We start from the raw sequence: 19,666 nt of genomic DNA on the forward strand, positions 1-19,666 counted from the left end.
GCCTCCGTTCCGGCCCCATCCGCAGAGGCCACCGCCACCCCACCTACATGAGTCGCCATCAAGCCGGTCAGACCGACTGAACGACGCCGCCCTGCGGTTGCTGGATCGGCGCTGGATGAAAACGATCTTGAGGGCGGGCTCGGGACTGCGTCGTTCACGGATTCCTCCCGGTCGGCGCGTGCCCCGACGCCGATGAGGTCTACCTCATCTCGTGCGGTCCTGGTCCCCGCGGGGCCTGCCTCCGCGGACGGGTCTTGTCTGCGGAGGCAGGCCGGTTACTACATGGTCAGGTTGCGTCGCGGTAGAGGCTGTAGGCCTGCTGGTCGGTGAGGGGTCGGTCGTAGTGGCGGGCGTCGGCTACGGAGCCGGTGATGAGGTCGGTGAAGGCGCCGTTGGTGAGGGCGCGGCCGATGCTGAGGCTGTTGCGGGCGTCCCAGGGGGTGTTGGGGTAGGCGGTGGTGCTGGCGAGTGTGCCGTTGACGTAGAGGCGGATGGTGGGGTGGTCGGGGTCGGTGGTGGTGTCGTAGACGCCGGTGAGGTGGGTCCAGGTGTTGGCCGCGGGGGCGGGGATGGCGGGGTTGTCGGTGGATTTGGAGCGGATGAGGGTGGGGTTGGTGGTGTCGGGAACCGGCGACTCTCCTGGAAGAGTTGCCGCCGCCGTGGCGGGAAAGCCGGCTGAGCCGACGTGGCTGTGACTCACCCGAGCCTTACACGTCGGCGGTGACGGCATACTTCGACGGCACGGTGGAGGCCATCGACGCCCTTCCCGTCGTGCAGTTCGGCAGTGACTTCCGGCTGGCGGCGTGGCGGGAGATGCGTCGGATCAGGCCCGGTACGACACTCGGCTACCGGGAACTCGCAGGCCGCGCGGGCAGCCCGCGCGCCGCCCGGGCTGCCGGCGCGGCCTGTGCGTACAACCTGGTGCCCTTGGTGGTCCCCTGCCACCGCGTCCGCCGCTCGGACGGAAGCCTGGGCGGCTACTACTACGGGCTGGACGTCAAGCGGTGGCTGCTGGCGCACGAAAACGGTGGGCGGGTCCTCTCCCTGCCCACACCGGCCGCCGCCGCCGGGATTGGGCACGATGCCCGATGACGTATGCGCGGGTTCTGAGGTCGGGCGGGGGCGGCTTCGGCCGGCTGTGGCTGGGCGCGACCGTGTCACTGATCGGGGACGGGATGACGTTCCTGGCCCTGTCGTGGCTGGTCATCGATCAGGGCGGCATCGGTCGGCTCGGCTTGCTGGGAGTGTGCTTCACCGCCCCTGTCGTTCTGGGAGGCCTGGCTGTCGGGCCCCTCCTCGACATGCTGGACAAACGGATTCTGCTGATCTGCGACAGCTTGTTCCGCGCGGCTTGCGTGACCACCGTGCCCCTGGCAGCCGCCGTCGGGGACGTACCGACGGCGTTGCCGTTCATGGTGGCCGCTGTCCATGGCCTGCTCAAGATGGTGCCGCTGGCCGGTTTTCCCGCCACGATCCCCCAACTCGTCGATGAGCCGGACCTGGGCACGGCGAACGCCCTGGAGGTGTTCAGCTTCAGCGTGGCCGCCGTCGTGGGCCCGGCCTCGGCCGGTGTCCTCGTAGGTGTGATCGGCGTGCCGAACGTGCTTCTCATCGATGCCGCCACCTACCTGGTCTTCGCGGGCGCGGTTGCGACGGTACGGCGCCCGCTGCTGCCGTGCCGGGCCACCGATGTGGAGACACCGACCGGGCGGCGGTCGCTGAAGGTGGTAGCCCAGGACCGGGCGATCGTGGCCACCACAGCCGCCTTCATGCTGTTCAACATCGCCGAGGGAATGCTGCTGCTGGTCGTCGGGCCGTGGCTGGCGAAGAGCGAGCTGCCTGGTGGCGCTCCCTGGCTCGGGGTACTGATCGCGGCGGTAGCAGCCGGGGAGTTCGGCGGAGCCGCCCTGGCTGGCAGCGGCCGGGTGGGCAGGGCGTCGGTACGGCGGATCGGACTGTTCCAGTCGGGAGCGGCCCTTGCCATCCTGGCCGTGCTCGGGGCTCCCCAGCCCATGGTCGTCGGGGCCGCGTTCTTCGTGGTGGGTTTTCTGAGCGCACCGATGACCGTATGGGCACAGTCCCTGCGGATGCGCCGCATCCCGCCTGAGCTGCACGGCCGGTCCTTCGCCGCGCTGCGGACCCTGATGCAGGGCACCTCTCCACTGGGCGCAGCGGTCGCCGCCCCACTGCTGGTGCACGGCGGGCTCGGCGTGTCCGTACTGTTCATGACCACCCTGGCGGGACTACCCGGGCTGTATCTGTTGCTGTCTTCCACAGACCGGCCCTCCGCTCCCGAGCCGACACCGAAGAAGGCCGGACCCGGAGAAGCGCCCTCTGCCCCTGCCAGGAGCTGAGAGCTGCATACTCCCAGCGCGAAGCACCCGTCGGAACGACGAGATCCCGCCCGATTGGAATGATCGGACGGGATCTCGTCAACCGTTCACACTTGGATTCGTGAACGACCCTGAACCGTTCCGGGTTCGGTGGAGGCTCGATTCTCTGAGGTGATCGAACAGCCAGGCGTGTTCGATTTCCGGGATCGCGTCCGCCTCGCGCCGGACGCGGAGGAGGTCCTGGTGGTCGACGTGCATCGGGGCGGTCATGATGTCGAAGCGGGCGGTGGCATGTGACATGGCACCATGCGTCCTTTCGATGCGGGATGGTCGGGTGCCGGATGCGCTCTTCACCCACGAGCCCCCTTTTGCAACACCGGTTGAAGGGTGGCGCAGAAGGGTTCCGTGCCGGAGCCTCAAGGGTCAAGCCAACCCTGTGCGGTCGAGGGCGGTGCGGACCCGGCGGGCCCACCAGCCGACCGTTGCCGCCGAAGGGACGGCGAAGCCCTCCGGCTGGATGATCCGCTCCGTGGTCAGGAACGCCAGCTCGCCCATGACGGCGTGGAAGACCGTCGCCAGGTCCAGAGCCCTGCTCTGAGCGGGGACTCCGGTCAGCCCGGTCCACTGGGCCACCAGGTGGTCCCGCTCGTCGTCGTCGCCCCAGGCCGTGTTGGACAGGAACCAGACGAAGTCCACCTCCGGCGGCCCGTAGCAGGCGAGGCTCCAGTCGAGCGCGATGACGCCCTCGTCGTCCAGCGCGAGGTTCGACGGCTGGTAGTCGCCGTGGAGCAGGGTGAACTCCCCGGCCTCCGCGATGGCCTTGAGCAACGGTTCAGGCTTGCGGGCGAGCCGGAGCACGGCCTCGACCAGATCGGGGTCGCCGTGCTCGGTCCATGTCTCCCACATGGGGGTGATGGTGCTGGGCAGGATCTCCCGTCTACCGCCCTCGATCAGCGAACGCATGGGCGAGAGGAGGGTCAGCCTGTCCTCGATCGAGCACAGGTAGTCGCCGACCGGCTTGCCGCGGAACGTCCGGTGCAGGTCGTGGAGGGCAGTGAGCGCGAGCGCCGCTCCGGACGATCCGCTCCCGGCCATGGCCGCGTGGGCCGCGCTGACGTCCCGCATGACGACGACCCACCCGTCCGGTACCTCCCGGACCGCGATCGGCGTGGACCGCAGAGTCGCCGGCACCCGCTGGTAGACGCCCTCCGCGAAGAGCAGCGCTTCCCGCCCGGGGTCGTCGGTGGCCCGCATCATCCAGTCCCGCGTCGGCGAGAGGTGTTTGACGACCACCGGCTCTCCGCCGGCCAGGTGGGCCTGGTAGAGGCGCGAGCCGGACCAGCCGCCGGTCGCCCACTCCTCCGCTTCGCCGCCCGCGAGCCCGATGTCCTCGATGGCGGGGATGACGCCGGTTCCACGTGCCCGCGCGGCATAAACCGTGTGCCGCACGATGCGTCCCGCACCGTCCAGGTGAAGGGCGTGGCGCTGCCGTACGGCTGCCGCATCGCCGCCGGGCCGGGCGCGCTGCACGTCGATCTCGGCGCCGCCCTTCTCCTGGACCACGGACCAGGAGGTGATCTCGCCGGCGCCCTCCGACACGGCGGGCCAGACGGCGGCGAGTGCTCCGGCTCCCACGGTCCGGTATCGCTTGCCGAAGAGATGGGATTCGAGCACCGTCCCGTCGGTGTACCAGGGCAGGAGCCGGTCCGGCGTGCCGTCGGACAGAGCGGCGTGCAGGCCCGTGAGGGGGTTCGGGGGATTCATATGGCGCTGCCCTCCAGCGCCACGGCCAGCGCCTCGGTCAGGGAGTCGACCACGGGGACGCCCACCTCCTCCAGCAGGTCCCGGTCATAGGTGTCGCTGACCAGCAGCACGCATGCGGTTCCCGCCTCCCGCGCGGCGATCGCGTCGTCGACGGTGTCGCCGACGACCAGCAGGTCTCCGGCCGGCAGCCCGGTCTCCTCTTTGAGCGCAGTCACATGCTCGATGAGATGCTCGGCCTTCTCGCCCCCGCATGTGCCGCGGTGACCGTCGACGCGGCCGAACCACTTCGTCAGCCCCAGCGAGTCGACCAGCGGGACGAGGTCGTCATGCGGCCACATCGACAGCAGCGATTGGCCGAGCCCGGCGTCTGCGGCCGCCTTCATGACACTCACGGCGTCCGGTGCGAGCGGTGCCTCGGCCACGTGCTCGGCGTAGGCGACGTGATAGGTCTCGTCAATGGTGTGCCATTCATCGTCGCTCAGCGCTCTGCCGGCGAGCCGCTCGTAAAACGGTTTGACCGGCCGTTTCGGGACACGCCGGTATACATCCATGCTTATCCGATGCCCGCCGACGGCGATGAGCGCCTGGTTGACCCCTTCGAGAACCACCGGCTGGTCGACGAGTAACGTACCGTTCCAATCCCACACGATGTGACGCACACGCACCTACCCAATCCCCGCGTAAGACTTGACTGAAAGGCCCGAGACGGAAAGAGCGCATTCCGTCGGAGAGGTGGCTACTGTAGTCTCAACTGCCGTCGAGATGAAGGGGGGGTGGCGTGCGGGTAGGGGTCATGCCAGGCCAATGGGGCTGGTCCTACAGTCAGTTACGTGATTCGTGGCGCGCTGCGGACGAAAGCGGATTCGATGTCGTCGGCTGCTTCGACCACGTTTCGGCGGCGCCGGAGGGCCGGGCGGCGTGGGATGCACCGTCACTCCTGACGGCAATGGCCGCCAATACCTCGCGGGCACAACTGGCACTATGGGTGGTGAATGTATCGCTCCGTTCCCCGCTTCTGCTCGCCGGGCAGCTTGCCGTGGCCCAGGCGGCCAGCGGCGGCCGGGTGGAGGTCGGCCTCGGTGCCGGTTCACCCCAACTCGCCCGGCACGACCACGTGGCGCTGGGCCTGCCGTTCCCGCCGTACGCCGAACGTGTGCGAAGGGTCGAGCGATGCGCCGTGGCCCTGCGTGCACTGTGGCGCGGGGAGACCGTCGACGACGATGCGCTCGGCCTGGTCAAGGCGTCGCTCGGCCCCCTGGGGATCGACGTGCCACCGCTGGTCATCGGGGGCCGGGGCGAGGCCATGATGCAGGTGGCCGCCAGGGTCGCCGACGGGTGGAACCTGGAGGAGGCCGAACCCGGCGTGTTCGCCTCCGTGGCCCGGACCGTCGACGGCGTCGCCGTCGAGGCCGGCAGGACTCGCCCGCTGGAGAAGTCCGTGCAGGTCTTCGCGGCCTCGGTGCCGCGGGCTCGCATGCGAGGCCTGGTGGCGGAGTACGCACAGGCCGGTGCGGAGACGGTGATGTTCCTGCTGGACGAGGAGCGCAGCCACCGGGCGGTCGAGGACCTTGCCAAGGCGGTGCTGTGATGACGGAGCAGGGCACGGGCATTCCCCGTATCGCAACGGACCTCTGGCGCAAGGCGCGGACCGCCAACGTCCCCCGGGTGGTGGTTATCGGGGTGTTCCTGGACGCCCGCAAGCGGCTGCTCACCTCGACGTTCCGCGACGGCGTCTCGAACGCCGTGCTGCACCGGCCGCCCGGCGGCGGGGTGCACTTCGGCGAACTGCTCCGTGAGGCGCTGGCCCGCGAACTCCACGAGGAACTGGGCCAACCGGCGACGGTGGGCGCCCCCCTGGGCGTGTTCGAGGACCGGTTCCTGCACGAGGGCCAGCCCGGCCACGAGATCGTCCACGCCTTCGAGGCCACCTTCCACGACCCCGGCCTGCACGGCAGCGAGGACCTGACGCTGGTCGACGACGGCCTGCACATGCCCGTCGGCTGGTATCCCGTCACCCACTTCGCCCCCGGAGGCAGCCTGACGCTCTGCCCGCCGGGGCTCGCCGACCTGCTGCTGCGCCATGACCCGACGTGACGCTGTTCTGAGAAAGGGAATTCCGCATTGACTGCGCCGACTGAAGTCACAGCCGTTCCTGACGCCTTTGGCGTGCCCGTCGTCGCCTTCGAGGGCCTGGACGGATCCGGGAAGAGTACGCAGTGCCGTCTGCTCTCCGAGCGGCTGGGCAGCGCGGGGATGGGGGCAGCCATCAGGCCGCTGTTCCGGTTCGACATTGTCGAGGAGATGCTCGAGGACCTGGACGGCGCGGCGGAGGTTCCGGATGTCGGCAGCCGCTACGCCGTCATGGCCAAGGTGCTCACCCGTCAGGAGTGGGTGGTGAATCCGCGACTGGGGGAGCGGGAGGCGACGATCTATGACAAGTTCCTCCTCACCTTCCTTGCGAACGAGATTGTCCGTGGCGCCGACAGGCACGAACTGGAGGTAATGAGCCGCCGCGTTCTGCCCCCCTCACTGACCTTCGTCCTCGAAATCTCCCCGGAGACGGCTCTGCGCCGCAAAGGCGGGAAGGTGGGATTCCGGGAGGCGGGCCTCAATCTCGCTACGTACCGCGGCGAGCCGGTCACCTACAGTGCGTACAAGGCCGGTCTGTACCCTGCGAAATTCCTCGAACAGCGGTATGTCGAATTCCAGTTGGAAGTGCAGGCGGCAATGAGGAGCCTCATCGACGCCGACAAGAGCCCGTCGCCGTTCGGCCGCCGCTGCGTGCTGCTCAAGGCGGAGCGCAGCACCGAGGATCTGGCGGCCGAGATCTGGTCGCACGTCGACGAGTCGGCCCGCGCCCGGTGACCGCCTCGGGCGACCTCATAGCCACTGCGGGTCCCTCCGGCACCACCTCTCGCAGCGCCTTCTGGCGCATGGTGGGTGATCTCGGGCCTCAGGGCACGGCGGCGACCGGCAGTCGGCTCGGTGCCGCCACTCGCGCGGCGTGGCGGCGAGGTGACGCCGCCGTCGGGTTCCGTCGAAACCGCGAACTCGTCGACGTCCGCGACCGCTTCCGCTGGTTCACCGTGGACGGTGCACCGCACGTGGCGAAGATCCTCACCTCCCAGGCGGCCGCTGCCGAACGGCGGCAGGCGTCGCGGACGGACGAACGCCTTCGCCGTTACGACACACCGTTCACCGTGCCGGTGCCCGAACTGGTCCCGATCGACGGTGAACGGGCGGCCCTGGTGCTGCCGGACCTCGGCCGGACCCTGGCGGAGGATTCGCGGCTGCTCCCGCCCTTCGACACCGTGACCGGTCTGCTCGACAGCCTGCTCGCGGCCGGGGTCAGCTGGCGCGGCTTCGCCCCGCGCAACCTCTGCCCCGCGCAGGGGCCGGGGGAGTACACCCTGATCGACCTGGAGCATGCGTCGTTCCTCGACGGCGACGGCGGCCCGCGCGGCATCCATGTGCTGACCGTCCTGTTCTGGGCGCTGGACTGGTGTCCGGTAGGCGAGGATCCGCTCGACGTCGAGGCCCGCCTGCTCGACGTCCTCGGACGCCACGGCCTGACCACGGTGACCGGCGAGGCCGACGCATACGAGCGGTGCTTCGCGGAGGTCACCGGGCATGCGCTGGATCGGGCGAGGCAGCTTGTCCGGGAGGCCACGATCAGGAGCTGGCGTCCCCTCGGCCCCGGTCAGCAGGGTGGCCGCTGCTTCTCCCCGAGCGAGTTGTGTCAGCTCTGCGACGAGCTGCTGCCCCTCGAACACGCCGTCCTCACCACACAGACGCTGGCCCGCCTGCGCGAGGACCTCGGCGAGGACGGCTACGCGGACCTGCTGGGCCGGCTGGAGGCGACCCTCTGCGCGGTCCTAGCCGAAGCGGGTGCGGCGTCCAGTACCCGCCTGGACCTGGCGCGGGTGTGCGCCGAACTCGACACGTCGGTAGGAGCCCTCCTCGCCCGGAGCGGGCAGCGCACCGCGCCGGACGGAGACAACTGGTTCCTGCTCGCGCGCTCGTGCGCCGCGACGTGACAACGACACGACAGGAACAAAGGGGAGAGGCGATGAGCCTGCGCAAGGACGTCCGGCGTGCGTGGAAGGACCTGCCGGTGCAGCCGATGGCGGTGGTGGAGTACGTCGCGTGGCGCGGCAGCGGCATCTCGGCGGACCTGCGGGAGTGGGTGCGCACCAACCAGCGCCACCAGGACCCGGTCTCGCAGCGTCTGCCGTGGCTGAACTTCGCGCTCATCGCCGAACTGGATACCTGGCTGGCCCGGCGGCCGCGGCGGGTCTTCGAATGGGGTGCCGGGGGATCGACCCTCTACTACGCGCAGCGCGCGGTGAGCGTCGTCACCGTCGAGCACGACCCGGAGTGGGCCGGGCGGGTGGCGGCGGAGATCGGCCGCCTGGGGCTCGGCAACGTCGACCTGCGTCACGTGCCGGAGGACGAGGACGTCAGGGACGTGCCCGTACCGCGGTCGCCGCAGCGCGCCGAGAAATTGCGGCTGTACGGCACGTACGTGAACCAGGTGCGGCAGGACGGCGAGGAGTACGACCTGATCCAGGTGGACGGCCGGGCACGGGTGGAGTGCGCCGCGGCCGCAGCCGAGTGCCTGGCTCCCGGCGGCATCATCGTCATCGACGATGTCGACAAGCCCGGCCGGATGGCGGACGTACGCACCCTGCTCGATGCGGCGCAGTGGCGGATCTGGCGCACCTGGGGGCCGGGCCCGTCCTCCGGCCGGCGACTCGTCACCGCTGCGGCGGTCTGCTCCAGGCGCTGAACGACCGTTCCTGGCGGCAGAGTTGGGGGCTCAACCTGCCACGATAGAATCCGCGCGAGCCACTGACCGACGTCGCGACGCCCACCCACGAACAGGAGCCCTGAAGCCCAGGTGTATGCGGAATCTGCCGTGAACGATCTCGAATGGACACCGCTGGACCAGCGTGCCGTGGACACCGCGCGTGTCCTGGCCATGGATGCCGTGCAGAAGGTGGGCAACGGTCACCCGGGCACTGCCATGAGCCTGGCGCCCGCGGTGTATCTCCTCTTCCAGAAGCTGATCCGGCATGACCCCTCCGACCCCGGCTGGGCCGGCCGGGACCGCTTCGTGCTGTCCGCCGGCCACGCCAGTGTGGCGCTGTACATCCAGCTCTACTACTCGGGCTACGGCCTGGAGCTGGATGACCTCACGTCTCTTCGCACGTGGGGCAGCAGGACGCCGGGTCACCCCGAGTTCGGGCACACCGTCGGTGTGGAGACCACGACCGGCCCGCTCGGACAGGGCATCGCCACCGCCGTGGGCATGGCGATGGCCGGGCGCTACGAGCGCGGCTTGTTCGACCCGGCCGCCGAGCCGGGAACGTCGCCGTTCGACCACACCGTATGGGTGGTCACCGGCGACGGCTGCCTCGAGGAGGGCATCGCCGCGGAGGCCTCGTCCCTCGCCGCGCACCAGAGGCTCGGAAATCTGGTGATGCTCTGGGACGACAACCACATCACCATTGAGGGCGACACCCAGGCCGCGCGCTCCGAGGACACTCTTGCCGTCTACGAGGCGTACGGGTGGCACGTGCAGCGTGTCGACCCCCTGCCCAACGGGGACCTGGACCCCCGGGGCCTGTTCGCCGCGCTGTCGGCTGCCCGGGCCGAGACGAAGCGGCCGTCGCTGGTCGCCGCCCGCTCCATCATCGGCTGGCCCGCTCCCAACGCGCAGAACACGGCCGGTGCGCACGGCACGGCGCTGGGCGAGGACGAGGTCGCAGCCACCAAGCAGGTGCTGGGCTTCGACCCCGGCAAGCACTTCGACGTCGCCGACGAGGTCATCGGCCACGCCCGCAGGGTCCTCGACCGGGGCCGAGCGGCACACGCCGCATGGGACGAGAGATTCCAGGCGTGGCGGGACGCCAACGGGGCACGGGCGGCCGAGTTCGACCGTATCTCGGCCGGGGGCCTTCCGGCCGGCTGGCAGGAGAAGGTACCCGTGTTCCCGGCCGGCGGGAGCGTGGCGACCCGCGCCGCGTCGGGCAAGGTGCTCCAGGCCCTCGGACCGGTGCTGCCCGAGCTGTGGGGCGGATCGGCCGACCTGGCGCCGTCCAACAACACCACCATCGACCCGTCCTCGTCCTTCCTGCCGGCGGGCAACTCGCTGCCGACGGCGGACCCGTACGGCCGCACCGTGCACTTCGGCATCCGCGAGCACGCCATGGGCGCGGCCATGAACGGCATTTCGCTGCACGGAGGCAGCCGCATCTACGGCGGAACGTTCCTCGTCTTCTCCGACTACATGCGTCACGCGGTCCGCCTGGCCGCCCTCATGAAGCTGCCGGTCACCTATGTGTGGACCCACGACTCCATCGGACTGGGTGAGGACGGCCCCACGCATCAGCCGGTGGAGCACCTGGCCTCGCTGCGGGCCATCCCGGGGCTGAACATCGTCCGCCCGGCTGACGCCAACGAGACGGCGATCGCCTGGCGCGAGATCCTGCGACGGCACAGCGACAGGCCCGCGCCCCACGGCCTGGCGCTGACCCGGCAGGGGGTGCCCACCTACGAGCCGAACGAGGACGCGGCAAAGGGGGGGTATGTGTTCGCCGAGGCGGAGGGCGGTCCTCCGCGAGTGCTGCTGATCGGCACCGGCTCAGAACTCCAACTGGCCGTGGCTGCACGTCAGCAGTTGCAGTCGGAGGGTATTCCCACCCGGGTCGTCTCCATGCCTTCCGTCGAATGGTTCGAGGAACAGGACGCGGACTATCGCGACAGTGTTCTGGCGCCACTGGTGAAAGCCCGGGTGGCAGTGGAAGCAGGCGTCGGCCTTACCTGGCACCGGTATGTGGGCTCCGGTGGGCGGATTGTGTCCCTGGAGCACTACGGAGCGTCAGCTTCTGCAACCACACTGTTCCGTGAGTTCGGCCTCACCGCCGACGCGGTGGCCGCCGCGGCCCGTGAGTCCCTGGCGGCCACGACCGCCTGAGCGCGGCCGGTACCGGACAGAAGGGTTCCGAACGCATCGCCGCCCCGGCTGATCCGTGGCGGCCATGTCGCCCGGAATCACCGGAGCTTCGGCGTGTCGGGAATGTGCCTCCGCCGGACCGCGGACGCCGCCGTCCCGACCACCGGGGCGCTCTGACCCAGCCTTTTTCCGTGGTGACGGTCCGAACCCGACGCGAACCACGCGCTCGTTCAAGCGGAACGGGTCCGCGCCGCGTGGCCTGTCGAGTCACCTTCCGCGCACCGTGGCATCGTCGCTGGCCTGCGCGGGTCACCTGCCAGCCGTTCATCCCACGCCGGGCTCGATCGGTCTTTGCCGACCGACAAGTGGCATGGTCACCGGGGCTCGCTCCGGCGTGCCGGTGAGCGGAGATCGTGCACGCACGGTAATTGCTCCGGCCTGTCAAGGGTCTGATTCAAGCCAGAACGCGCAGAGAATCTTCTGGCGCGCTCCATCTCAGCCATCTATCTTATTTCGACAAACGTCCAGGAGGACATTGGAGGCCACACGAATGAGTCTTGCCCAGCCGCGTCGCGACGCCCCATTTATGCCACAGGAGTGGATTCACCGGTATCACGAGGTCAAGTTGACCCGGGGCAGCGACGGCAGCTCGATCACGGTTCCTTGCACCGCCGCCAACTTCTTCCTCATGGACCTGAATCCGCGCTGGTATTTCGACGGGCTCGCCAAGGCCAAGGGGAAGTCGCTCTTCATCCTCTATCTCGACACGACCAACTCCTGCACCGACGCGTGCCCGATGTGCTTCACCATGGCCACGCGTGAGCAGGAGGGCATGAACCAGCGGCTGGACATCGATCTCTCCCTGACGCGCATCGCCGAGCTGCGTGAGCGCTACCCCGAGACGTTCCGTATGGTGAGCATGGCCGGCCCGGGAGAGCCGCTGAACCTCCCCAGGATCGAGGACCTGATCCTGGGAACGGCCAGGCAGGGACTGGCTGTCCGCGTCTACACGGCGGGCCGCAAACTCAACAAGAGTTCCATCCGCAGTGCGCTTCTGGAAGGAACGTCCCTTGTGCGGGTCAGTGTTGACGCCGCTTCCAAGGACACCTACCGGGCCACCCATGCGGTGGACGACTTCGAGGAGCGGATGGAGTCGATCCGCACCCTGGTGGGTGAGCGGACGGCGCGCGGCAGCGGACCGCTGATCGGTCTCCATTTTGTCATCCAGAAGGCCAATTTCCGCGAAATCATCCCTTTCGCCGAGATGGCCCGCGGCATGGGTTGCGACTTCGTGGTCTACGGGCAGGAGACGTTCGGGAAGGTGGCGGGCGGCTTCTCCACCGCCGAAAAGGAGCAAGTGGTCGCGGACCTCGCCGCGGTGGAGGCCATGCATGCGCCGGACTTCGCCGCGGTCGTTCCCCGGCTCGTCCGCCGCCAGACGTACACGGCGTTCGACAAAAACTATGTCGCCTCGATCGAGACCCTGAACGGCTGCCACAACAGCCGGCATCGGATATTCTTCGGCGTACAGAACGACTTCTCGGCCTGCTGGCTTGCCACCATGGATGCCTCATTCCGGGAGGAGTCGTACATCGGGAAACTTTCCGAGGAATCCACCATGTCGAAGGTGCTGCAGATCATCGACCACGGCGTGGGCGACGGCCTCGGACGGCCGGCGAAACTCAGCTGCAACACCTGTGTCGCCGGAAACTACAACTCCATGGTCGACAAGGTCCTCGCGTTCCTCGACGGCGAGGATGACTGGGAGTCCGAGGTCATCGAGCACGTCCCCGCGCAGAGCCACGACGCGGAGTACGAGTTCCGGCTGGTCGGCGGCAGCCCCGACGAGGTCCTAAGCGTGGGAGTGGAGGAGATCCGCTCCGCCGGACGGAAGCTGCTTCCCGTCATTTCCACCCAGGTATAGGGGATCGGCTTGACCACTGAACGACAGCAGGCGGCCCGGCTCTGGTTCGGCCCCGCCGGCCTTCTCGACGGCTCTGTGAGCTGGGAGCTGAGGGGGACACTGGCGTACATCGACGTTCCGGCGGGAGACCTCGCCCGCGACCACACGTCCCGGTTCCCCTGGGCACTCGTGGACGCGGCCACGCCACACCTGCTGACCGGGGACGGCAGCGACGAGGAAGGACCGGCCTGGTCCGCGGGCGACGCCGTCTTTGACGGGTTCTCGGTGACAGAACCTCTGGCCAGCCCGCTGTCACAGGGTGGGGGGCCTGCCGTCCCGCTCTTCCTCACCCTGTCCGGCCCCGGCGCGGACGGCAACCGGGGAGCCGGCGGACTGCGGACGTTCAGCAGGGTGGAGTTCTCCGCTGCCGACGGGCTCTTCCTCCTCACCGGCGAGGAGGACGAGCCCCCCGGCGGCGGCCCGGCGGAACTGGCGCACGCGGCCGAGGCGCTGCGCCGTCACCGCGCTCTGTTCCTGCCGCTCAACAACAGCGTGTGGGCCTACGAGAAACACTTCCCCAATACCGAGATCGAGTACAAGCTCACCATGCGGCCCCCGGTGGACATCTGGCGCCTGTCCATGGGGCTGCATCGCCTCATCCACGAGGGGCGGTTCGGCCGCTTCCGGCTTGAGTTCGGCAACGGCTACGAGATATGCGAGTTCCGCAACCACCTGTACGAGGTCCCAGGGCCGCCCGAGGAACGCGGATACGTCTCCTTCCTCCCGATCCGCGGACGGACCCACTTGGTGCGCCGCAAGTGGTTCGCGCAGGACGCGCTCGTCCGGCGCGAGGAGATATTCAAGGACGTGGACGTACCCGGAAGCTTCGAGGACTACATCGCCGACACCTTCGGTGTCGCCGCCGTTCCGCTGCCGCCGTTCACCCGGGTCCGCTATGACATCAACATCGAATCGATGCGGACCGGCCACGTCTACTGTGTCCTGTTCGACCGCTGCGAGGCAGACGGCCACCCCGACGGCCTGCTGCAGCAGTGCGAGGTGGAGTATCTGCGTACCCGCAGCGCGCTGGGCGTCGACTCCTCGGCCGTCGAAGCGGAACTCCGCATGCTCAAGGAGGCCGTCGCCCGCTTCCTCGCGGAGTCGGGAACAGACTTCGAGGAGAATCACCTGTCCAAACTGTCCTGGCTCCGCGAACTCACCGCACTGGCACCACGATGACGAGCGAGTTGATGGCAAGCCGTCGGACCGTGCGGTCCTTCGACGACATACGCAACGGGCTGGTCGACCTGCGGCAGCCCGTCCTCAGCCTGTTCAGCGGCGGCCTCGACAGCACCTACCTGCTGTACCGCCTGGTGCAGGCCGGTGCGACCGACGTGCACGCGCTCAGTGTCGACCTCGGCGGAGACCAGGCAGGGGACCCGCACAAGGAGCGCATCGCGGCCAGGCTCGGCGTGCATTTCCACGGGATCGACCAGCAGGACGAGTTCGCCGACAGATACGTACGGCACGCCATCGCCGCGCACGCGGTCTACCTGGACACGCATCCGGTCAGTTCCTCGCTCAGCCGGCCGATCATCGCGCACACCGCGGTGCGGGTGGCGCGAGAGGTGGGGGCCACCACCGTCCTGCACTCCGCGAACCGGTCGCAGAACACGCTGCGCCGGTTCAACGGGGCTCTGCAACTCCTCGGCTTTCCGGGCTGCTTCGGGAGCCCGTACGATCGCGAACCAGTGGACCGGCAGGTCAAGATCAAGGAACTCCGGGCCATCGGACTCGATGAGCTGGCAGAACGCTCGGTGAGCGGCGACGTGAACTTGTGGTGCCGCGAGTTCGAGTCCGGCGCCCTCGACGACCCGGAGGATCACGAGGTACCCGAGACCTACTACGCATGGACCGCCCGGCCCGCGGTCCCGCCCCCGGCCGAGGTCGTCGAGATCGGCTTCTCCGGTGGTGCGCCGGTCTCGCTTGACGGGGAGCCCCTGCCGCTGAAGGACATCGTGCACCGGCTGAACCGGCGGGTGGGCGCCCACGGGCTGGGCCGCTACTCGGGCCTTGAGCACCTGGCCGGCGGGGTCAAGGTCCTGGAGGTCAGGGAGATGCCCGCGGCCTGGCTGCTCCTGCGGTCCCACCGCCACCTGGAGACCGCGGTGCTCGACGCCGAAGTGATGCGCGAGAAGCTGCACATCGAGCAGTTGTGGGTCAAGGAGGCCCTGGAAGGCAGGTGGTTCGGCCCGCTGCGCGAAGCGTGCCAGGCGTTTGTGTCCTCCTGCTCGGGCCCGGTCACCGGCCGGGTCCGCTGGAAGCTCGACGGCGGTCGCACCGAGACGGTTTCCATGACCGCGGAGAACCCGCTCTACGCGCGCGACCGCGAGGAGTGGGAACAGCAATCGATACGTGCCGAGTTCGCGCCGCACGCCGGTGTGCGTACAGAACTCGACTACTGACAGGAAGCACTATGCACAACCACGACTGGGATGGTGCCGGCCGTAGTCTCGTGGTCATCGATGCGAGCGAGGAAGTGGCGCGCGCGGCGACCGCCTCCGGCCTGCGGCCGATCTTCGTCCAACAGCCGGGCGCTGCAGCCGAGGATCTGGTCGATGACATGGCGAGTCTCTACACGGTGGACTTCACCGACGAGCAGTTCCCCTCCTTCGTCGCGGAGGTCCTCGGCCCGCTGCGACCCTCGTACGTCGTCTCCGTGACGGAGCGCGGCGCCGCAGCGGCCGCGGTGGCACACCGGATCCTGCAGCTGCCCGACGCGCCCACCGCGCTCCTCGGCGGCCTCCGCGAGGCCGCCGAGGCCGCGTGGGACGGATCCCCCCGGGACACCGTGCCGCACGATGCCGTACCCGGCCGGAGCGCCCGGCCCGGAGTGCTGCTGATCAGCCACCATCCGTACACTTTCTTCAGCCGCGGCGGACGGAACATCCTTCCCTCGGCGGAAGTCGACGTCCATCTCGTCACCCGCAACGCCGCCTGGGGCGGCGTCAGAGGCCTGACCGCGAACCCGCTGTCGCACGTCGCCGTCTGCGACATCGACGACGAGGACCAGTGGCAGGCCATCTGCGAGTGGTGGGTTGCCAACCGGCCCGTCGCACGGGTCGTGGCCGTCCATGAGCGGGCCGTCCTGCCTGCCGCCGAACTGCGCACCAAGTTCGGGCTGCCCGGCATGCAGTACGACACGGCGCTGCTCTTCCGCGACAAGGTCCGTATGAAGCAGGCGGTGGCCGAGGCGGGCGCCGCGCGCGTACCGGCGTTCACGACGCTCGACGACCCGGCGGACCTGGACTCCGTGGACTGGGGCACCGGCCGCAAGGTCATCAAGAACCGGGGCGAACTCGCCGCACGGGACGTCCATGTCGTCGACTCCCGCGAGGCCGCTCTGCGCGTGTGCGACACCCTCGACCTGAGCGGGTCGCGCTACGAGATCGAGGAGTTCGTGGAGGGAGGGATCTACCACTGCGACTCCGTCGTGCGCGACGGCCGTATCGTCTTCTCCAGCGTCGGCCGCTACCTCGCCAACCCGGCCGCCTACGCCCCCGGCGGCTTCTTCGGCACGGTGCTCGTCACGGAGGGCGCACTGCCGACGCGGATCCGGCAGCTCAACGAGCGGGTCCTCGCGGCGCTCGGCATGGAGTCGGGCACCACGCATCTCGAACTCTTCCACACGCCGGACGACGAGTTGGTGTTCTGCGAGATCGCCGGCCGCCCACCCGGTGGGATTATCCCCCCGGTGATCGAGGGGCACTACGGGTTCAACATCGTCGAGGCCGACATCCGCCTCCAGTCCGGCCTCGACTTCACGCTGCCGGACACCGGCACCCCGCGCAGCGGCGGAGCGTGCGGATTCATCGCCTTCTACCCCGGAGGCGGCGACCGCCGCGGCATACCGGAGGAGAGTTCCGTCGGGGACTTCGTCCTGGAGCACATCCACCAGCGCGGCGCAGGCGACGGCGAGGGCGGCGTGCGGCACTCCACCGACTTCCTCGATTCCTACGTCGTAGGAGCCCCGGACGCCGAGACGCTGATGCAGCGGATCGAAGCGGTCAAGCGCGAGTACTGGCGACGGTGAGGTCATGAGTCTCCGTTCCGGGCCCGCCCCACAGGTCACGGATGCCGACGCTCCGCCAGGGCCGGGGGAGAAGCGCGCGCTGCGCGCCCTGACCGCCTCCTCGATGATGTCGAAGGTGGCCGACTGGCAGCTCGGCCTCGTCATTCCGCTGGCCGTCCTGGACAGGACCGGCTCGGTGGTGATGTCACTGCTGTCCATCGCGCTGCGCGGCATGGCCTACGTGGCCTCGCCGCTCCTCGGCGCGCTCATCGACCGCTTCGACCGGCGGACGGTGTTCGTCTTCGCCCAGGTGCAGCAGGCGCTGAGCCTGGCCTTGATCGCCGTGCTGCTGTCCCACCCCGTCCCGCTGTCGGTACTGCTGCTGTTCTCCGGGTTCGGCGCCGTCGCGTCGACGATCACCGGTCAGTTCGTGCTGATTCCCTCGCTGGTCAGTCGCGCCCGCCGCCCCGCGGCGACCGCGAGACTCAGCTCCGCCGTGGAGTTCTCCAAGGTCATCGGTCTGCTGCTGGGCGGCGTCCTCTTCTCGTCCCGGGGTCCCGTGGTGGCCTCCTTCGGTATCGCCGCGCTGTACTTCGGAGCCGGCCTCCTGGCCATGCTGCTGCCCAGGCTTCCGCCCGAAGGCAAGCGGACCCGGTTGCGTGCCGACCTCGCCCTCGGGTTCCGCTGGCTGGTCAAGCCCGAACTCCTATGGCTCGTGGTGACGATGTCGGTGGTCAACCTGGCCATCGGCGAGTTGGAGACGGCACTGATCACGCAGTTCACGGACAAGGACCTGGGTGCCAGGGCGATCTCGGTCGTCCTGGCGGTCGGGCTCCTGGTGGGCGCGGTCGGCAGCCGCTTTGCGCCGTCCTTCCTTGCCGGCCGGCGTGCCGAGAGCCGCATCCTCGTGCTCCAGGTCATAGGGTTCGGCACGCTCGGGCTGATCGCCACCCCGTGGCTGGTGGTGGGCATCGTCGGCTACACCGCGCTGTGCCTGGCCGTAGGAGCCAGCAACGTTCTGTCCATCACCTACCGCCAGAACTCCATTCCCGTCGAACTCGCCGGTCGCGTCAATGCGACCATCCGCATGTTCATCACCGGTTCCACCACGCTGTCCGGGCTCTTGTACGCCGGCTCCAGCCGGCTCTCCGGATTCCGCTTCTGGCTCCCCGGCCTGTGCATGTGGGGGGCGGCAATCGCCGTGTGGAGCTTGTACATTGCCTCGGCTGGACGTTTGGGGAAGGAGGACCGTGGAGCTCTTGGAGAAGGATGACCTCGTCATCGCCCTGGTCGATCGCGACGAGGCGGAGGACGGCCGGCTGCCGCAGTCGCTGCGGAAGCTCTCGCCTGCGATCGACGTCATCCGCCTGGCGGACTCCGCGAAGCTGGACGACGCCACGCTCGAGCGGCTGGGCTTCGTCGCCCGCCCCGAGTGGATCAACTGGGTTGCCTCGGTGGGGGGTTCGGAAGAGGAATACCTTCTGGGACTGTCCCGAGGTGAGCGCAGCGAGGTGCGCCGCGCCCGACGGTTTGCAGCCGACCGGGGCCTGCGCCTCGAGGTTCGCACCGGTTTGTCAGAGGCCTTCCTGGACGAGTTCATGGACCTCTACGAGGGGCAGATCGCCCGTATGCCCCGCGGGAGGAACTTCGCCCGCCGCTGGACGGACCGCCTCCTGGACTCCCGCTCCGAACTGGTGACGGTCGGTGCTTTCTCCGGATCCGCCATGACGGCGGGCGCCATCTGGTGGATACGGGAGGAGCAGTCGCTGCTGCAATTGCGCTTTTCGGCATCCGCCGACGACGGTTCGATCCGGGCCGTCCGGGCTCTGTACGCCGAGGCGCTGCAATTCGCCAGGGACAGCGGTTTGCGTTTCGCCTCCCTCGGCAATGACCCGGCGCTCTTCGGCCATGTTGTGCAAACCGGCCTGTGCATCTTCAAATCCAGGTTCGGCTTCGCGCCGATCCCGTCGGAGATCCTCGACGATCGGCTCTGGGGGGAGTTCGCGGACCGTTTCGTCAGCCTGCGCGCCCTCGCCGATCCTTCGGTCGTGCTGTCCTGGGGACGCCATCGGGGCGCCCACCTGACATGGCCTCAGGCCGCGGATTCGGTCGCCCTCCAGCCGTACGTGATCTCCGCGGCGGACGAGGTGGCCTCCGTCGGCCGGCTCCCCGCCCCGAGGCGCATTCTCATCCCCGGCCGATGACCCGCCCGGCTCTCCGCCGGTCGGTCCCGTCGAACGGCCGGAGGCCGAGCCGGTGACGCCGCGGCTGCGTGAGCGCGGCTGCGGGGGTGGCCGACGCCGACATGGCACCACCGCCAGGACGTTGAGTCATTTGACTGTTCCCGCCCGGCGACGGGCGGGCCATCCTTGAGCGGTCGTCAGGACGCCCGCGGGTCTCGGACAGCGATGGCAGACGCTGACGCGGCCTGAACCGGCCGGACCACCTCGTCCGGTACGCCCCGCGTCATACGCGCGGGGCGACCGACGATCGTGGAAGAAGAATGAAGGCGACCTTGCGGCTCTCGCCGAGCCGCCAACGCAGGGCGGCGTCGTTCATTGAGTCTGTCCGGTTTGATCATGTGATGCCGAGGGTGGCCAGAGGTCGGGTGGCGTTGCGCGCGTGGTAGCGGAGGC

Annotated in this window: 17 protein-coding genes and 1 pseudogene; 14 read left to right on the top strand and 4 right to left on the bottom strand. The window is 69.1% G+C overall.

The genetic code is table 11. The annotated features are described in order from the left end of the window. Window positions 1–286: 286 nt before the first annotated feature. Entirely contained in the window at window positions 287–700 is a 414-nt protein-coding gene (locus ACH4PY_RS36740; RefSeq protein ID WP_398192868.1) for a LamG-like jellyroll fold domain-containing protein, read from the bottom strand. 20 nt (window positions 701–720) lie between these two features. Here ACH4PY_RS36740 and ACH4PY_RS36745 point away from each other — a divergent pair, with 20 nt between their 5' ends. Then, window positions 721–1,092 carry a methylated-DNA--[protein]-cysteine S-methyltransferase gene (locus ACH4PY_RS36745; protein WP_398192869.1) on the top strand — a complete coding sequence of 124 codons (372 nt, stop codon included), beginning with the start codon at window positions 721–723 and terminating at the stop codon, window positions 1,090–1,092. Then, window positions 1,089–2,354, top strand: a complete 1,266-nt coding sequence (locus ACH4PY_RS36750) for an MFS transporter (RefSeq protein WP_398192870.1) — start codon at window positions 1,089–1,091, stop codon at window positions 2,352–2,354. Before ACH4PY_RS36745 ends, ACH4PY_RS36750 begins: the two co-directional genes overlap by 4 nt. Window positions 2,355–2,501: 147 nt before the next feature. On the opposite strand, the pseudogene ACH4PY_RS36755 reads toward ACH4PY_RS36750, so the two are convergent. The 3 genes and pseudogenes from ACH4PY_RS36755 to ACH4PY_RS36765 all read right to left on the bottom strand — a co-directional run. Continuing rightward, a pseudogene (locus ACH4PY_RS36755) lies at window positions 2,502–2,633 on the bottom strand (LLM class flavin-dependent oxidoreductase); the annotation flags it as partial. A 123-nt stretch (window positions 2,634–2,756) separates the two neighbouring features. Next, on the bottom strand, window positions 2,757–4,097 hold the full coding sequence (locus ACH4PY_RS36760; protein WP_398192871.1) for a phosphotransferase family protein: 1,341 nt from the start codon (window positions 4,095–4,097) through the stop codon (window positions 2,757–2,759). Beyond that, a complete protein-coding gene (locus tag ACH4PY_RS36765; protein ID WP_398192872.1) occupies window positions 4,094–4,756 on the bottom strand; it encodes an HAD family hydrolase in 663 nt (220 codons plus the stop codon). Before ACH4PY_RS36765 ends, ACH4PY_RS36760 begins: the two co-directional genes overlap by 4 nt. A 134-nt stretch (window positions 4,757–4,890) precedes the next feature. On the opposite strand from ACH4PY_RS36765, the gene ACH4PY_RS36770 reads away from it, so the two are divergent. The 12 genes from ACH4PY_RS36770 to ACH4PY_RS36825 all read left to right on the top strand — a co-directional run bounded on the left by ACH4PY_RS36770 (window position 4,891) and on the right by ACH4PY_RS36825 (window position 19,234). Further along, window positions 4,891–5,685, top strand: coding sequence for an LLM class flavin-dependent oxidoreductase (locus ACH4PY_RS36770; protein ID WP_398192873.1), 795 nt, complete (start codon window positions 4,891–4,893; stop codon window positions 5,683–5,685). Beyond that, the gene (locus ACH4PY_RS36775; protein WP_398192874.1) at window positions 5,685–6,191 is read left to right on the top strand and encodes an NUDIX domain-containing protein; all 507 of its coding nucleotides are present in this window, start codon (window positions 5,685–5,687) and stop codon (window positions 6,189–6,191) included. Before ACH4PY_RS36770 ends, ACH4PY_RS36775 begins: the two co-directional genes overlap by 1 nt. Window positions 6,192–6,263: 72 nt before the next feature. After that, a complete protein-coding gene (locus ACH4PY_RS36780) occupies window positions 6,264–6,962 on the top strand; it encodes a dTMP kinase (protein WP_398192875.1) in 699 nt (232 codons plus the stop codon). 239 nt (window positions 6,963–7,201) lie between these two features. Continuing rightward, entirely contained in the window at window positions 7,202–8,134 is a 933-nt protein-coding gene (locus ACH4PY_RS36785; RefSeq protein WP_398192876.1) for a hypothetical protein, read from the top strand. Window positions 8,135–8,166: 32 nt separating this feature from the next. Further along, a complete protein-coding gene (locus ACH4PY_RS36790; RefSeq protein ID WP_398192877.1) occupies window positions 8,167–8,886 on the top strand; it encodes a hypothetical protein in 720 nt (239 codons plus the stop codon). A gap of 129 nt (window positions 8,887–9,015) precedes the next feature. Continuing rightward, on the top strand, window positions 9,016–11,076 hold the full coding sequence (gene tkt, locus ACH4PY_RS36795; RefSeq protein ID WP_398192878.1) for a transketolase: 2,061 nt from the start codon (window positions 9,016–9,018) through the stop codon (window positions 11,074–11,076). Window positions 11,077–11,605: 529 nt separating this feature from the next. After that, on the top strand, window positions 11,606–12,979 hold the full coding sequence (locus ACH4PY_RS36800; RefSeq protein WP_398192879.1) for a radical SAM protein: 1,374 nt from the start codon (window positions 11,606–11,608) through the stop codon (window positions 12,977–12,979). 9 nt (window positions 12,980–12,988) lie between these two features. Next, window positions 12,989–14,197: a hypothetical protein gene (locus ACH4PY_RS36805; RefSeq protein WP_398192880.1), complete on the top strand. Its 1,209-nt coding sequence runs from the start codon at window positions 12,989–12,991 to the stop codon at window positions 14,195–14,197. 11 nt (window positions 14,198–14,208) lie between these two features. Further along, window positions 14,209–15,423 carry an argininosuccinate synthase-related protein gene (locus ACH4PY_RS36810; RefSeq protein WP_398192881.1) on the top strand — a complete coding sequence of 405 codons (1,215 nt, stop codon included), beginning with the start codon at window positions 14,209–14,211 and terminating at the stop codon, window positions 15,421–15,423. Window positions 15,424–15,473: 50 nt separating this feature from the next. Continuing rightward, window positions 15,474–17,051 carry an acetyl-CoA carboxylase biotin carboxylase subunit family protein gene (locus ACH4PY_RS36815; protein ID WP_398192882.1) on the top strand — a complete coding sequence of 526 codons (1,578 nt, stop codon included), beginning with the start codon at window positions 15,474–15,476 and terminating at the stop codon, window positions 17,049–17,051. A gap of 4 nt (window positions 17,052–17,055) precedes the next feature. Further along, window positions 17,056–18,303 (top strand): MFS transporter, encoded by a 1,248-nt coding sequence (locus ACH4PY_RS36820; protein ID WP_398192883.1) that lies wholly within the window; start codon window positions 17,056–17,058, stop codon window positions 18,301–18,303. Further along, the gene (locus tag ACH4PY_RS36825; protein WP_398192884.1) at window positions 18,281–19,234 is read left to right on the top strand and encodes a hypothetical protein; all 954 of its coding nucleotides are present in this window, start codon (window positions 18,281–18,283) and stop codon (window positions 19,232–19,234) included. The genes ACH4PY_RS36820 and ACH4PY_RS36825 overlap by 23 nt, the downstream gene beginning before the upstream one ends. The last annotated feature ends 432 nt before the right edge of the window (window positions 19,235–19,666 follow it).

It is taken from the genome of Streptomyces sp. NPDC021224, assembly GCF_044332905.1.
Taxonomy (GTDB): Bacteria; Actinomycetota; Actinomycetes; order Streptomycetales; family Streptomycetaceae; genus Actinacidiphila.